16 protein-coding genes and 1 riboswitch are annotated in these 14887 nt (G+C 68.7%); of the genes, 9 read left to right on the top strand and 7 right to left on the bottom strand.

All coding sequences use genetic code 11. The annotated features are described in order from the left end of the window. The first annotated feature begins 67 nt into the window (after positions 1 to 67). The 3 genes from SH922_RS20025 to SH922_RS20035 all read left to right on the top strand — a co-directional run bounded on the left by SH922_RS20025 (position 68) and on the right by SH922_RS20035 (position 2459). Positions 68 to 1282 carry an MFS transporter gene (locus SH922_RS20025; RefSeq protein ID WP_393059293.1) on the top strand — a complete coding sequence of 405 codons (1215 nt, stop codon included), beginning with the start codon at positions 68 to 70 and terminating at the stop codon, positions 1280 to 1282. 50 nt (positions 1283 to 1332) lie between these two features. Beyond that, complete coding sequence (locus tag SH922_RS20030) at positions 1333 to 1758, top strand: heme-binding protein (RefSeq protein WP_393059294.1); 426 nt, start codon at positions 1333 to 1335, stop codon at positions 1756 to 1758. A 71-nt stretch (positions 1759 to 1829) separates the two neighbouring features. After that, positions 1830 to 2459 carry a hypothetical protein gene (locus tag SH922_RS20035; RefSeq protein WP_393059295.1) on the top strand — a complete coding sequence of 210 codons (630 nt, stop codon included), beginning with the start codon at positions 1830 to 1832 and terminating at the stop codon, positions 2457 to 2459. Between the two features lie 56 nt (positions 2460 to 2515). Here the strand turns inward: SH922_RS20035 and SH922_RS20040 are convergent, their stop codons facing one another. The 6 genes from SH922_RS20040 to SH922_RS20065 form a co-directional block, all read right to left on the bottom strand. Continuing rightward, entirely contained in the window at positions 2516 to 3424 is a 909-nt protein-coding gene (locus SH922_RS20040) for a GNAT family N-acetyltransferase (RefSeq protein WP_393059296.1), read from the bottom strand. A gap of 5 nt (positions 3425 to 3429) precedes the next feature. Beyond that, complete coding sequence (locus tag SH922_RS20045; protein WP_393059297.1) at positions 3430 to 3957, bottom strand: DUF2269 domain-containing protein; 528 nt, start codon at positions 3955 to 3957, stop codon at positions 3430 to 3432. 217 nt (positions 3958 to 4174) lie between these two features. Beyond that, the gene (locus tag SH922_RS20050) at positions 4175 to 4654 is read right to left on the bottom strand and encodes an NUDIX domain-containing protein (RefSeq protein ID WP_393059298.1); all 480 of its coding nucleotides are present in this window, start codon (positions 4652 to 4654) and stop codon (positions 4175 to 4177) included. 63 nt (positions 4655 to 4717) lie between these two features. Further along, positions 4718 to 5614: a LysR family transcriptional regulator gene (locus tag SH922_RS20055; RefSeq protein ID WP_393059299.1), complete on the bottom strand. Its 897-nt coding sequence runs from the start codon at positions 5612 to 5614 to the stop codon at positions 4718 to 4720. 208 nt (positions 5615 to 5822) lie between these two features. Further along, the gene (locus SH922_RS20060; protein ID WP_393059300.1) at positions 5823 to 6953 is read right to left on the bottom strand and encodes a cystathionine gamma-lyase; all 1131 of its coding nucleotides are present in this window, start codon (positions 6951 to 6953) and stop codon (positions 5823 to 5825) included. A gap of 67 nt (positions 6954 to 7020) precedes the next feature. After that, positions 7021 to 7398, bottom strand: a complete 378-nt coding sequence (locus tag SH922_RS20065; protein WP_393059301.1) for a phage holin family protein — start codon at positions 7396 to 7398, stop codon at positions 7021 to 7023. A gap of 68 nt (positions 7399 to 7466) precedes the next feature. On the opposite strand from SH922_RS20065, the gene SH922_RS20070 reads away from it, so the two are divergent. The 4 genes from SH922_RS20070 (at position 7467) to SH922_RS20085 (ending at position 9673) form a co-directional block, all read left to right on the top strand. Beyond that, complete coding sequence (locus SH922_RS20070) at positions 7467 to 7784, top strand: cupin domain-containing protein (RefSeq protein ID WP_350988316.1); 318 nt, start codon at positions 7467 to 7469, stop codon at positions 7782 to 7784. A gap of 125 nt (positions 7785 to 7909) precedes the next feature. Further along, on the top strand, positions 7910 to 8122 hold the full coding sequence (locus tag SH922_RS20075) for a DUF5326 family protein (protein ID WP_393059302.1): 213 nt from the start codon (positions 7910 to 7912) through the stop codon (positions 8120 to 8122). Positions 8123 to 8363: 241 nt separating this feature from the next. After that, complete coding sequence (locus SH922_RS20080) at positions 8364 to 9134, top strand: IclR family transcriptional regulator (RefSeq protein ID WP_393059303.1); 771 nt, start codon at positions 8364 to 8366, stop codon at positions 9132 to 9134. A gap of 101 nt (positions 9135 to 9235) precedes the next feature. Beyond that, positions 9236 to 9673 (top strand): SsgA family sporulation/cell division regulator, encoded by a 438-nt coding sequence (locus SH922_RS20085; protein ID WP_114245561.1) that lies wholly within the window; start codon positions 9236 to 9238, stop codon positions 9671 to 9673. 80 nt (positions 9674 to 9753) lie between these two features. On the opposite strand, the gene SH922_RS20090 is transcribed toward SH922_RS20085, so the two are convergent. After that, a complete protein-coding gene (locus SH922_RS20090; protein ID WP_393059304.1) occupies positions 9754 to 11085 on the bottom strand; it encodes a YibE/F family protein in 1332 nt (443 codons plus the stop codon). A 70-nt stretch (positions 11086 to 11155) separates the two neighbouring features. Next, a riboswitch (TPP riboswitch) is annotated at positions 11156 to 11289 on the top strand. Here SH922_RS20090 and thiC point away from each other — a divergent pair. Together thiC and SH922_RS20100 are read left to right on the top strand one after the other, a co-directional pair. Then, on the top strand, positions 11282 to 13081 hold the full coding sequence (thiC, locus tag SH922_RS20095) for a phosphomethylpyrimidine synthase ThiC (RefSeq protein ID WP_393059305.1): 1800 nt from the start codon (positions 11282 to 11284) through the stop codon (positions 13079 to 13081). (Overlaps the previous riboswitch by 8 nt.) Before the next feature lie 100 nt (positions 13082 to 13181). Next, positions 13182 to 14873 carry a DUF885 domain-containing protein gene (locus SH922_RS20100; RefSeq protein WP_393059306.1) on the top strand — a complete coding sequence of 564 codons (1692 nt, stop codon included), beginning with the start codon at positions 13182 to 13184 and terminating at the stop codon, positions 14871 to 14873. Positions 14874 to 14887 lie beyond the last annotated feature (14 nt).

Raw genomic sequence — 14887 nt, forward strand, 5'->3', positions numbered from 1 at the left:
ACCCGCGCCTGCAATTATTGTGGACGCTCGTAAGGCGCAGACGCAATCTCCAGGGAAGGTGAAACCCATGCCGCTCGCGCTCCTCGCCCTCGCCATCGGGGCATTCGGTATCGGAACGACCGAGTTCGTGATCATGGGGCTGCTCCCCGAAGTGGCTGCGGACTTCCAGGTCTCGATCCCGACCGCAGGCTTCCTCGTCACCGGCTATGCGCTCGGTGTCGTCATCGGGGCCCCTCTGATGACCCTCCTCGGCACCAGGGTCAGCCGCAAGCGCATGCTGATGATCCTGATGGCGCTGTTCGTCATCGGGAACGTGGTCTCCGCGACCGCCCCCGTCTTCGGAGTGATGCTCGCGGGCCGGGTGATCGCTTCGCTCGCCCACGGCGCCTTCTTCGGCATCGGATCGGTGGTGGCAGCCGGTCTGGTCGCCCCGCACAAGAAGGCCGGCGCGATCGCCATGATGTTCACGGGCCTCACCGTCGCCAACGTCGTCGGTGTGCCGCTGGGCACCTACATCGGTCAGAGCGTCGGCTGGCGGAGCACGTTCTTCGTTGTCGCCGCCCTCGGTGTCATCGGTCTGCTCGGTGTGGCCCGGCTCGTTCCCGACCAGCCCCGCCCCGAAGGCGTCCGGCTCCGCCACGAGCTCGCAGCCTTCCGCAACGTGCAGGTACTGCTCGCCATGGCGATGACCGTGCTGGGCTTCGGTGGGGTCTTCGCAGCGATCACGTACATCACGCCGATGATGACGGAGATCGCCGGCTACTCGGCCTCCTCCGTCACCTGGCTGCTGGTGCTCTTCGGCCTCGGCATGGTCGGAGGCAATCTGATCGGTGGCAGGTTCGCCGACCGTCGTCTGATGCCCCTGCTGTACGTGTCGCTGGGTGGTCTCGCGATCGTCCTGTCGCTGTTCACGCTGACCGCCCACAACCAGATCGCGGCAGCCGTCACCATCTTCCTGATCGGTGGTCTGGGCTTCGCGACCGTGCCCCCGCTGCAGAAGCGGGTGCTCGACCAGGCGGCCGGCGCCCCGACTCTCGCCTCCGCGGTGAACATCGGCGCCTTCAACCTCGGTAACGCCCTGTCCGCATGGCTCGGCGGCATCGTCATCGCCGCCGGTCTCGGCTATACCGCACCCAACTGGGTCGGTGCGGTGCTCGCCGCCTCGGCCCTGGTGCTCGCCGTCGTCTCCAGCTCCCTGGAGCGCCGCACGACCACCCGGAGCGGCCTCGTGACCACCCACGCCCCTGAGCCGTCCGCCGTACCCGCGGACGCCCGGCACTGACCACCCCGTATCCCCCACCCATCACCGCACCACACCAAGGAGCCCCCCCCATGAGCACGCTCACTGCAGCTGTAGCCCCCCTGACCACGCAGGACGCGGAGGCACTGATCGAGGCGGCCCGTACGGCCGCCGAGGCCGCAGGCGTCGCGGCAGCCGTCACCGTCCTGGACGCGGGCGGTCACCTGCTGGCCTTCCGCCGCGACGACCGGGCCGTCCTCATCGCCGGTGAGACCAGCACCCGCAAGGCGTACACGGCGCTGCAGCTCAACGCCCCCACGGCCGACCTCGTCGAGGCGGTCCAGCCGGGCGGTCTCTTCCACACCCTGCCGACCGCGCTGGACCGGCCGCTGCTCTTCATCGCCGGTGGTGTCCCGGTTCACCGCGACGGCCGGCTGATCGGCGCGATCGGGGTCGGTGGCGGTGCTCCCGAGCAGGACCACGGGTTCGCGACGACCGCTGTCGCCGCTCTCCTCTGAGGCCCCATCCGCCCTGCATCCACAGGTAATTCGCTGGTGTCAGCTCCCATGTGTCCGGAGAATCTCCGCACATGGGAGCTGACATTCACGGGTTCATCGAGTGCCGGTCGCGGTGGGCGGAGCCGGAGGACGCGTGGTCGGCGGCCGTCGATCTCGACCTCGTGTACCTGGGACGGGACTACGACGCGTTCGGCTGCCTGTTCGGCGTGCGCAATCACGCAGGCTTCGCTCCTCTTGCCGCGGAACGGGGGCTGCCCGAGCTGGCCTCCGACGCCGCACGCGCGGATTTCGACGACTGGGCCTCCAGCGCGCACAGCCCCAGCTGGATCGCGTGGAGTGAGTTGAAGTGCGTCGACTGGGACGAGCCGGCCAGGACCACGGACCAGCGGATCCATGAGTACGAAGCGGTGGACGGTACGTGGGTCCTCGTCTCCAAGGCGACCTGGAGTGCCCGCTTCGCCAAAGCGGCGGGGCTCCCGGCCGATCCCTCAACCCGCGCCGGCGATCACTACGGCCGGACGGACTGGCCCGAGGGAACGGAGTGGCGGGACGGCGACCGCCTCTACCGGCTGGAGCGGATGACCAGGCGTGACGCTGTGCCGCCGGAAGGTGAGTGGAAGCCGGTGTGGTCCGTGATGGAAGCCCTCGCCGCCGTCCACGGGGACGAGAACGTCCGGCTCACCGTGTGGTTCGACAACTGAGCAGGGGGACCGAACCGGGGCGGTGATCCCGGTGGTTCGAACGGATCTGCCAGGCGTCAGCCCGTCGCCACGCTCAGTGGCGCGAAGCTCCGAGTCCAGTCCCCCGACGGTGGCGGGTTCCCGAGTCGCATGACCGTGGTCGCCGAGCCGGGCTCCAGACCACACGCACCGAACCAGGCCAGCAGCTCTTCGTGACGGGCGTCGATGTCCGCGCGCAGCGGCCGGTCCGTCGCCCCGGCGAGCGAGACGACAAGCAGCTTCGCCGTGGCGGTGTCCCGTGCGATCAGCGGCCCGACCACATGATTCTCCGCGCTGGGCCACAGCGCGGCGTACCCGACGAGTTCCCCGCCGTCCTCGGCGACCCGCAGATGGTCGGCGAAGGCGGGGAGACGGGCCAGGAGCTGCATCCGGTCGAGGCCGAAGGCCTCCGAGTCCAGACGGAGCATGGCCGGCAGATCCCCTGCTGTGGCCCGGCGGACAGTCGGGCCCGCGTCATCGGCCCGACCCGGGTCAACCTCCGTTCCGCGGCTCCCCGGCTCCGCGGCCGGCCGCAAGTACCCGCTCACCCGCTGGGTCCGGCCCACCGACCTGAATCCCAGCTTCTCGTAGAGCGGTTGGCCTGCCGGCGTCGCGTAGAGGCCGAGGGGAGCGCCCCCGGTCGAGTCGATCACCCGCTCCATCAGGTACCGCGCGACCCCCTGACGGCTGTAGCGCCCGGCGACCAGCAGCATGCCGATGGCGGCCATGTCCGGACCGTATGAGGTCACCACGCAGGTGGCCATCAGGCCCTTGCCCTCGGGGTCGTCGATGCCGTACGCCGTCCCCGCGGTGAGGAGCAGCCCCCACCGGTGCTCATCGCGCGGCCAGCCGCGGTCCTCGCTGAGATCGGCACACGGGACCAGATCGTCCCGGGTGAGACGCCGGACGGGTAGGTCGGCGAGCGGGCGGGGCAATGAGCTGGGCATAGGGGTCAGGCTGTCCGACGCAGTGATCGCTCGTCCACCGCTTTAACGGATCTGGTCGAGACACGCAGCCGTTGGCCGCGTCGGGTCGGCCCCCAGGGCTTCAGCACGGAGATCGCGGTGATGAAGACGTACGTCGCGGTGGCCACCGACGGAGCGATGACGAGGCTGATGTCGACAGCCCCGCGCTCCGCGGCCTCGTTGATGCCGGGGCGCAATGAGAAGACCGACAGTCCCGTCGTGACCAGGGTGAGCCAGAACTTCGTCCAGACCCAGCGATGTCTGGCCAGTCCCCATGGCGTGCCGAGTGACAGGATCAGGCCGCTGATCAGGGCAGCCATTGCGACCGGAACGACAAGCCAGTCACCGAAGATCTTCATGGCCCGGGTGGCGGCCTGCGCGGTGACCGGATCGCCGGTCGCGAAAGCGGTGATGCCGAGCGTCAGCAGGCCGACGGTGAGACCGAGCCAGCTGACGGATACCGACACATGGGCGACGAGGAGGCTTCTGCGGGTGCGGCGCTTGAGTGGTTTCACGTGAAACACGGTGCAGCGGTCCGCGTGACGGGTCATCTGCCGAGGGGAGTATCCCCGCGTACTGGCTTGGGCGTACGAGGAACTTGGGAGCGGGCCTGCTACGGGGCCCCGCCCGCCCGAAAAGTGAGCTCCCGCCCCAGGGAACGGCCCGAGGCTGCAGGGTAGGGGCCACCGCGCGTCGATAAGCTGCCAACCGTCCCGGCCACGCCCTCGCGGATCAGCCCAGGTCGGGCGCGTGCATCGCTCGGACACCCTCGATGTTGCCGTCCAGGTAGTGCCGCAGTGACAGCGGTACGAGGTGAACGGCGGCGATCCCGACCCTGCTGAACGGAACGCGTACGACGTCGTACTCCCCGCAGGGGTCGTCGATCTCGGGGCCGTGGCGCAGGGACAGGTCCATCGATTCGAGTCGGCAGACGAAGAAGTGCTGGACCTTGACGCCCTTCACCCCGTTGCTCTCGATGTGTTCCACGGTGTCGACGAAGCAGGGCACCACATCAGTGATCTTGGCGCCGAGCTCCTCGTCCAATTCGCGGTGCAGGGCTTCGACGACGGTTGCGTCCTCGCGCTCGACCCCGCCACCCGGCGTGAGCCAGTAGGGGTCCACCCCCGGCTTGGTGCGCTTGATGAGGATGAGGTCGTTGCCATCGAGCAGGACGGCGCGTGCGGTGCGCTTGACCACAGGACGTTCGGTCATGGCAAGAGAGTGGCCCGCAGAACCGGTTCTGAAACACCTGATGCCTGCTGGGCCGTCCTGCGGTCACCAGTCGGCTGCGGCACGCAGCAGCAAATCGTGCGCCCGAGCGAGGTGCGGAAGCGCGAGCGTGCCGGTCCGCGCGGCCAGGAAGTAGGTACGCAGGGGTGGCACCGGTGGATCGAGGAGCGCCACCACCTCCCCCCGTTCCAGTGCGCCCTCGCACAGATAGCGGGGTAGCACGGCGAGCCCTGCCCCCGCCGCCGTGCATTCCAGGACCGCCCGCAGATCCGGAGTGATGACGGCCCCGGCCGCCGCGGGACGGCTGTCGAAGACCGCCGCCCAATAGCGGGAGACGAGGGGCAGGCTCTCGTGCACCTCGACCACCGGCAGCTGCTCCAGGACCACAGGTCCGTTGCGCCGTAGCGTTCCCGGTCCCAGACGTCCGGCCCACCGGGGTGCTGCGACCAGGATGTGCTCCTCGTCGCAGAGCGGGGCGGCGGTGAGCAGCCCGCCGCGCGGCCGGGCCGTCACGATGGCCAGGTCATGGTGCCCGGCGGCAAGACCGTCGAGCGTCTCGTCGGTGTCTGCGGAGAACGAGCTGCGCAGTGCGAGCCCCTGGGCGATGAGCGGGGTGAGGGCGGGCAGAGCCCGCAGTGAGGTGAACTCCGGCGGTCCCGCCAAATGCAGTGTCCGTACGCCCGACTCCTCGTCGAGCTCGGTCTCGGCGATCTCGACCAGGGCGTCCAGATGGGGAGCCGCCCGGTGCGCGAGCTCGTCGCCGATGGTGGTGGGCGTCACGCCGCGGGCCCGGCGGAGGAAGAGCGGACGGCCCAGTTGCCGTTCCAGGGTGCGGATCTGCGAGGTCACGGCGGGCTGGGAGAGGCCGAGGAGTGCGGCGGCGCGGGTGAACGAGCCGGCGCGGTGCACGGTGACGAAGGTGCGCAACAGGGCCAGGTCCATGTCCGTCCCCTCTCACCCGTGCGACCCGTTGGACCAGGACAACTATAAATATGTCGATAGGTCGCTGCCGCTACTGTGATTGGACACTGACGCAGAGTCAACTAGCCTTGTCGAGGCGGTTCTTCGCGAGGAGAAGGCGGAGAACCGGGGCGGTCCGAGCCACGAGGGGGGAGGCTCGGACCGTCCTTGCCGTACTGCTGTGGGGAGCTCAGCTCCCGGTCACCGCCTCGGCCAGCGCCCGTTCGACGTCGGCCACCAGGTCGGCAGCGTTCTCGGCCCCGACGGAGAAGCGGATGAAGCCTTCCGGTACCGCGTCGCCGCCCCAGCGGGCCCGGCGTTCGGCGGTGGAACGTACGCCTCCGAAGCTGGTGGCGTCCTCGGCGAGATGCAGCGCCGAGAGGAAGCGCTCGGCGGTCCCGCGATCCGCCAGGACGAACGACACCACGGAGCCGAAGCGCCGCATCTGCCGCACGGCGTTCGGGTACGAGGGATCGGTGGGCAGACCGGGGTAGCGCAGTCCGCTCACCTCCGGCTGCTTGGCGAGGGCCTCGGCGAGCACGAGGGCGTTCGCACACTGCCGCTCGATCCGCAGCTCCAGCGTGGCCAGGGAGCGGTGAGCGAGCCAGGCCTCCATGGGGCCGGGGATCGCGCCGACCACCTTGCGCCAGCGCCGCACCCCCGCCGCCAGCTCGGAGTCGCGGCAGGTCACATGGCCGAGCAGGATGTCGCCGTGGCCGGTCATGCCCTTGGTGTCGCTGGCCACAGAGAAGTCGGCGCCGAGTTCCAGGGGCCGCTGGCCGAGCGGGGTGGCAAGCGTGTTGTCGACGGCCACCAGTGTGCCGCCCGCGTGCGCCGCCTCGACGAGCCGACGCACGTCACAGACATCGAGCCCGGGGTTGGACGGGGTCTCGATCCACAGAAGCCGGGCCCCCTCCAGGAGTGCCAGCTGGGCGTCGCCCCCCGTCGGGGCGGTGCGCACCTCGACGCCGTAGGCCTCCAGCTGCGCACGTACCAGCGGAAGAGCCTGGTAGCCGTCGTCGGGCAGCACGACGACATCGCCGGTGCGCACCTGGGACAGCAGGACCGCGGAGATCGCCGCCATGCCGGAGGCGAAGACCGTGGTCTCGACGTTCTCGCCCGGCGCTTCGAGTTCCCCGATGGCCCGTTCCAGATGGGTCCAGGTCGGATTGGTGTCACGCCCGTAGGTGTACGGCCCGGTCGGCTCGCCGGACAGGTGGAAGTGCGCTGCGAAGACAGGACCGGGGAGAGTGGGCTCGTACTGCTGCGGTTCCGGCAGGCCCGCACGTACCGCCCGGGTTCCGTCGCCCATGGTGCTCATACCGCTTCCTCGCTTCTCTCCCCGGTCGGTCACCGGTCCTGCCTGCACTGTTTCAGGTGTTCGCGGTTCAGTCCTCGTCGGGCAGGACGACGTTCAGCGCCCAGGACACGATCGAAATGATCAGACCACCGAGGATGGCGGTCCAGAAGCCGTGGACATGGAAGCTCAGATCCAGCACGTCGGCCAGCCATGAGGTCAGCAGCAGCATCAGGGCGTTCACCACCAGGGTGATCAGCCCCAGTGTGAGGATGAAGAGCGGCAGTGTGAGCAGCTTCACCACCGGCTTGACGAGGAAGTTGACCAGGCCGAAGATCAGCGCGACCACGATCAGGGTCATTATCTTGCGGCCGGTGCCGCCACCGGTCAGCGTGATGTCCTGGAGCAGCCAGATGGCCACGGCCAGCGCACCCGCGTTGGCGATCGTCTTGACTACGAAATTCTTCATGTGTCTGATCGTGGCAGACGTGATCGGTGGCGGACACCGGCAGGACAGAGGCAAGGGGCGGACGGGCCATGAAGGCATTCAGACTGGACGAACTGGAAGCGGAACGGGCCGCCAACGACGGCGCCTACCTCCAGTTCGTCCGCGAACGGAACATGTCTGTCGGTCTGTACGCCCTGGACGCCGGTGAACTCGACCCACAGCAGCCGCACAACCAGGACGAGGTCTACTTCGTCGTCAGCGGGCGCGCTTCGATCACCGTGGGCATGGAAACGACGCAGGTGGGCAGAGGAAGTGTCGTGTACGTACCGGCCGGCACCGCCCACAAGTTCCACCACATCACCGAGGACCTGCGAGTGATGGTGGTCTTCTCGCCGCCCGAGGGCTGAGCCGCACCTCGGGGATCCCTAGGGGATCGATCAGGGGAGTTCAAGGGCTCCGGAGCCCCGCAGCCCGTCCCCGCGCCTCTAGCATCGGAGCAGGAAGTCACAGAGACGAGGTAAGGACGATGGCCGTGCGGGAGATATTCGCGGGAATGCCCTGGTGGGTGAAGTGGATCGCGGTGCCTGTCATCGCGATCGTCGTGTTCGGCGGTCTGATCGCCAGCATCGTCGGGTTCGTGATCTGGCTGCTGTTCAAGGTCCTGCTCGTCGTGATCCTGGTCGGCGGGCTCGTCTTCGTCGTACGGAAGTTCATGTCGTCCTCCTCCTCACGGAGCGACTGGTAACCGCACGACCGGCCGGGCGATTAGCCCAGCTGAGCTAAGCGGAAGATGAAACGGCACCCGGCCCGGATGCTCCCGATACAGTGGCAGTCCGCTGCCGCCGCCTGGGAATGCACCGTCAGTCGCCACCCTGACCAGTGGTTTGTACGGCATCCGGCCTTCTGGACCCCAGGCCTGCGGCAGATCTGTGGGGGCGGCCCCCACAGGCGGGCTGACCGCCCGTCACCATGCCTGGGGGTGACCGTTGACCACGGCATCGAGTACCGCCGTTCCGACGTTGATCGGATCGGTGCAGCGGGCGCTGAGGCTGCTGGAGGCTGTGGGCACCCATCGCGACGGGGCTCCGGCCAAGCAGCTGGCCCGGGAAGCGGGACTTCCCCTTCCCACCGCCTACCACCTGCTGCGCACGCTGACACACGAGGGATATCTGCGCCGGGAGAACGGGGTCTTCCTCTTTGGCGCCGCCGCGGAGCGGCTGGTGGACGACGGCGCGCTGCAGAATCGTCGCAGCAGAATGACCCAGTCCCTGGGGCGGTGGCGGGACCTCATCGGCGCCCCGGTGTACTGCGCCGTCTACCGCGACGGTGAGATCGAACTCGTCGCGGTCGCGGACACCCCCGCTGCGCCGGCGGTGGAGGAGTGGGCGGCCTTCGGTGAGACGGGGCACGCCCATGCCATCGGCCAGTGCCTGCTGGGCCAGCTCGACGAGCAGGCCCGCGAGGACCACCTGGACCGGTATCCGGTACACCCGCTGACCCGCTACTCCGTGCGCGACCGCCCGGCACTTCTTGAGCGGCTGCGGTCGACCGATCGTATGGAACCTGTCATCGAACGACAGGAATACGCCCTCGGGACGGTCTGCGCGGCCATCCCGATCACGGCCGGATTCACGGCCGCCGCGGTGGCCATTTCGGTTCCTCTCGACCAGGCGGAACGGTTGCTCCCCGCAGTCGAACGACTACGTGGCGAAGTGGCCAGCCTCTTGCGTTCGTTCGTGTTCTCTATCAGTATCTGAAAAATCACTCCTTGTGATCTGCTATCGGGTGCACCACGATGGCGTCAATAGGGCCATGGGGGATCATTCCTGGCCAGATTCATCTACTGCGGGGTTGAACGATGCGCGAGTCGGTTCAAGCTGAGGTCATGATGAGCTTCCTCGTCTCCGAGGAGCTCTCTTTCCGTATCCCGGTGGAGCTCCGGTACGAGGTGTGCGATCCGTACGCGATCCGGATGACCTTCCATCTGCCCGGCGACGCCCCCGTCACCTGGGCTTTCGGCCGTGAGCTGCTGCTCGACGGTCTCAACAGCCCCAGTGGTGACGGCGATGTGCACATCGGGCCGACGGAGCCCGAAGGGCTGTCCGACGTCCACATCCGGCTCCAGGTGGGGGCTGACCGTGCGCTGTTCCGGGCCGGCACGGCACCTCTTGTGGCGTTTCTCGACCGGACGGACAAGCTCGTGCCGCTCGGGCAGGAGTGCACGCTGGGTGACTTCGAGGGCAATCTGGAAGAGGCGCTGGGGCGAATTCTGGCCGAGGAACAGAACGCCGGCTGACGAAGGCCGTGCCCATGGCCTGCATGCCGGTCGAACAGCACACCTGCCGAACGGGTGAATCGCTCTCCGTGTCCGGGCACTCAGGACCTCGCCCGGCGACGGCGTCCCCTGCCGCTCCGTACGGGCGCCGGAGCACCGGAAAACGCGGCGAGCCCGGTGCGGTCCGCGGAGACGACCAGTGCCGCGAGCGCGGTGGTCACCGGCACCGAGGCGACCAGTCCGATCGAGCCGATCAGTGTGCGCACGATCTCCTCCGCCACCAGTTCGCTGTTGGCCACCGTTCCCATGCTGCTCTGGGCGATCGAGAACAGCAGCAGCAGTGGAAGCGCGGCGCCCGCATAGGCGAGCACCAGGGTGTTGACCACCGAGGCGATGTGGTCACGCCCGATCCTGATCCCTGCCCGGTAGAGCTCCTTCGCACTCATCGTCGGATCCGCCTGGTGAAGTTCCCAGACCGCCGAGGTCTGGGTGACCGTCACATCGTCGAGCACCCCGAGGGAACCGATGATGACGCCGGCCAGCAGCAGTCCGCTCATGTCGATGTGCGGATACAGGCCGTGGATGAGGCCGGTGTTGTCATCGGTGTTCCCGCTGAGGCTCGCCCAGCCGATGAAGAGCGAGCCGAGCAGCCCGATCAGCAGCAGTGAGATCAGGGTTCCGATGACGGCGACCGAGGTGCGGGCGGTCAGCCCGTGGCAGATGTAGAGCGCGATCAGCATGATGGCGCCGGCCCCGACGACTGCCACGACCAGGGGGTTCGAGCCCTGCAGGATGGCCGGAAGGATGAACAGGGTCAGGACGGCGAACGACAGGGCGAGCGCCACCAGCGCCATGACCCCGCGCATTCTGCCCACGGCCACCACCACCAGGGCGAAGACCCCGGCCAGCAACAGCAACGGGAACTTCCGGTTCACATCGGTCACGGAGTACTGGAGGTCGTGGGGCGCGTCGGGGGCGTGCGCGAGGACCACCCCCTGTCCCTTCCGTAGTTGTCGGGGCGCGTCCGGCTGGACGACCTCGATGAATGTGCGGCCCTTGTCCTGGCCGCTCGTCACTTCGACGGTGGCCTTCTCGCACAGGCGGTCCCCGGTGGCCGGCTCGCCCGTGGGCGGCGATGTCTCACCGCTGACGGGGATCTGCGAGGCGCTCACGTCCTTGCAGTCGACCTTGCCGACGTTCACCACCTTGCCCTGCTGGGTCTGCCGGTCGAAACCGACACCGGTGCGCTCGTGCGCCGGCGCACCACCGGGCCAGAGCACCACGAGCCCGACGACGACCGCGGCCGCGAACGGAATCAGCACGGCGGCGATCACCTTGCGCAGATGGCCGGAGACGGGAGCGGCGGGGCCGTGGCTGTGCGAGTGCGCGTGCTGATGGCCCTGCGGTTCGCAGTCGTTATGAGGGGACGTCACCGGCCGATCATCGCAACAAGCAAGGGGCCCTCTGTTCAGCTTGCCGATCGGGGCGCTAGCGTGGTGGCACCTTTGCACACGCGGGAGCTCGGAGCACCGGGCTGAGAGGGCGCTGATCTCCGTACGTCCGTACGGGACAGGCTGCGCCGACCGCCGAACCTGTTACCGGGTAATGCCGGCGTAGGGAGTAGGTCTCATGACCACATCGGACGCACGCACGCCTGCCTCGAACCAGAGCGACGAGGCCGGGAAGTCCATCGGATGGCACAAGGGGTACGTCCAGGGTTCACGCCCGGACCTCCGGGTGCCGGTCCGTCAGGTGCACCTCACCAACGGCAAGGACGTGACGCTGTACGACACGTCGGGGCCGTACACCGATCCCTCGACCGAGACCGATGTCCGCCGCGGACTGGCACCTCTGCGGGAGAACTGGATCACCGCCCGCGGCGACACCGAGGAGTACACGGGACGTCCCGCACGCCCCGAGGACGACGGGCTCAAGCACACCTCACCGCGCGGGGGGCTGCGCAATCTGGACGCGGTCTTCCCGGGCCGTCCCCGCCAGCCGCGGCGCAGCCGGGACGGCCGGCCCGTCACCCAGCTCGCGTACGCCCGCCGGGGCGAGGTCACCCCGGAGATGGAGTACGTCGCGATCCGGGAGAACGTCGAGCCCGAGGTGGTGCGCGAGGAGATCGCGGCCGGCCGCGCCGTCCTGCCGGCCAACGTCAACCACCCCGAGATCGAGCCGATGATCATCGGCAAGCGGTTCCTGGTGAAGGTGAACGCCAACATCGGCAACTCCGCGGTCTCGTCCTCCATCGAGGAGGAGGTGGACAAGATGACCTGGGCGACCAAGTGGGGCGCCGACACGGTCATGGATCTGTCCACCGGACGCAACATCCACACCACCCGTGAGTGGGTTCTTCGCAACTCCCCCGTTCCGATCGGCACCGTGCCGCTCTACCAGGCCCTGGAGAAGGTCGACGGCAGGGCGGAGGAGCTGACCTGGGAGATCTACAAGGACACCGTCATCGAGCAGGCCGAGCAGGGTGTCGACTACATGACGGTTCACGCCGGCGTGCGCCTGCCGTACGTGCCGCTGACGGCCCGCCGCAAGACGGGGATCGTCTCCCGAGGCGGCTCGATCATGGCGGCATGGTGCCTCGCGCACCACAAGGAGTCGTTCCTCTACGAGAACTTCGAGGAGCTCTGCGAGATCCTCGCCTCGTACGACGTGACGTACTCCCTGGGTGACGGGCTGCGTCCCGGGTCGATCGCGGATGCCAACGACGAGGCACAGTTCGCTGAACTGCGTACGCTCGGCGAACTGAACACCGTCGCCAAGCGGTTCGGTGTCCAGACCATGATCGAGGGTCCGGGCCACGTCCCGATGCACAAGATCAAGGAGAACATCGACCTCCAGCAGGAGATCTGCGAGGAGGCGCCGTTCTACACGCTCGGCCCGCTGACGACCGATGTTGCGCCGGCGTACGACCACATCACCTCGGGCATCGGCGCCGCGATGATCGCCTGGTGGGGGACGGCGATGCTCTGCTACGTGACACCCAAGGAGCACCTCGGTCTGCCCAACCGGGACGACGTGAAGACCGGGGTCATCACCTACAAGATCGCGGCCCATGCGGCAGACCTCGCCAAGGGGCATCCGGGGGCGCAGGAGTGGGACGACGCGCTGTCGGACGCCCGGTTCGAGTTCCGCTGGGAGGACCAGTTCAACCTGGCCCTCGACCCGGACACGGCACGGGAGTTCCACGACGAGACGCTGCCGGCCGAGCCGGCGAAGACGGCGCACTTCTGCTCGATGTGCGGCCCGAAGTTCTGCTCGATGAAGATCTCCCAGAAGATCCGTGACGAGCACGGCGACGGGGCCACGGCTGTCCACACCGAATTCGACGCGGAGGCGCTGGCCGGCATGGCGGTGAAGTCCGAGGAGTTCGCCGCCCGGGGCAACCGGGTGTACCTCCCGGTGGCGGACTGACACCTGCATGGCAGGCGCTGTTCCGGATGGCCCCGAGGGCCGTCCGGAACAGCGCTCGGAGGCCTGGAGGAATGATCCGACGGCGCGTCAAGATGTGTCCATGGCAAATGAATCGGTCACCCCGCGCAGCCTCGCCGACCGTCACCTCGATCAGGTGGCCGCACACGATCCGATGACCTCCGCATGGCTGGGCCTGAAACCGGCAGACGATCGGCAACCGGACCTCTCGCCGGAGGGCTTCGAGGCCCATGCCGAGCTGGCCCGCCGCAGTCTCACCGCACTCGACGCCGTCCTTGTGCCGGACGACCCCGCTGAACAGGCCTGCGCCCGGCTGCTGCGGGAACGCCTCACCGCCGAGCTCGCGATGCACGACACCGGCGAGAACTACCGACAGCTGCGCACGGTGGGCGGGCATGTCGACCAGGTACGGGCGATATTCACTCTCATGCCCACGACCACAGACGAGGACTGGGCAGCGGTGGCCGGCCGGCTGCGCAACCTCCCCGGCGCCCTGGACGGCTACCGGGACACCCTCACCGAGGGGATCTCCCGCAGTCTGCTCGCTGCTCCCCGACAGGCCGTAGGGGTGATCGGCCAGCTTGCCGACTGGACCGGGGAGTCCGCCGGACAGCCCGGTGGCAGTGGCGCGGGCTGGTTCGCCGACTTCGTCGCGGACGGCACCGACCGGATGCGCCCCGAGTTGGACGACGCGGCCCGCCGAGCCACCCGCGCCGTATCCGAGTTCCGCGACTGGCTGCGCGACACCTACGTCCCGGCCACGGAGGGCACCCCGGACGCGGTGGGCCGGGATCGCTACCTGCGCGCCGCGCGGTACAACACCGGCGCCGAACTCGATCTGGACGAGGCCTACGCCTGGGCCTGGGACGAGTTCCACCGCACGCTGGCCGAGATGCGCGTCGAGGCCGAGCGCATCCTGCCGGGAGCCGGCCTCCTTGAGGTCATGCACCACCTGGAGGAGCACGGCCACGCGGTCAAGGGCGAGGAGGCCGCACGCGAGTGGCTGCAGCAGCTGATGGACGAGGCGGTAAGCACCCTCGACGGCAGTCACTTCGACCTCTCCGGACCGCTCCGCAAGGTCGAGTCCCGGATCGCGCCCGCGGGGAGCGCCTCCGGTCCCTACTACCAGAGCCCGAGCCTCGACTTCAGCCGCCCGGGACGCACCTATCTGCCGACCCTGGAGCAGGGCACCTACCCGACCTGGCAGCTCGTCAGCATCTGGTACCACGAGGGCGTCCCCGGCCATCACCTTCAACTCGCCCAGTGGGTCGCGGTCGCCGACCGGCTCAGCCGCTACCAGGTGACGGAGGGCATGGTCAGCGCCAACATCGAGGGCTGGGCCCTGTATGCCGAGCGTTTCATGGACGACCTGGGCCATTTCTCCGACCCTGCGCGCCGCCTCGGCTTCCTGGACGGGCAGATGCTGCGCACCATCAGGGTGATCGTCGACATCGGCATGCACCTCGGACTCGCCGTCCCCGCAGACTCCGGCTTCCACCCCGGCGAGCGCTGGACGGGGGCCCTCGCCGCGGAGTTCATGGCCACCTACAACGGCAGCCCCGCAGCCCGCCGCAACGCGGAGATCGACCGCTACCTCGGCTGGCCCGGCCAGGCCATCGGCTACAAGCTCGGTGAACGCGCCTGGCTACAGGGCCGTGAGGCGGCGAAGCGACGCCATGGTGCGGCCTTCGACCTCAAGGCCTGGCACATGAAGGCGCTGTCCCAGGGCTCGTTGGGCCTCGATGACCTGGTCGGCAACCTGGCGGCGCTGTAGGCCCGGACTGCCCG

Origin of the sequence: Streptomyces sp. LN549 (assembly GCF_043203805.1) — a bacterium.
In the GTDB taxonomy this organism is placed as follows: Bacteria; Actinomycetota; Actinomycetes; order Streptomycetales; family Streptomycetaceae; genus Streptomyces.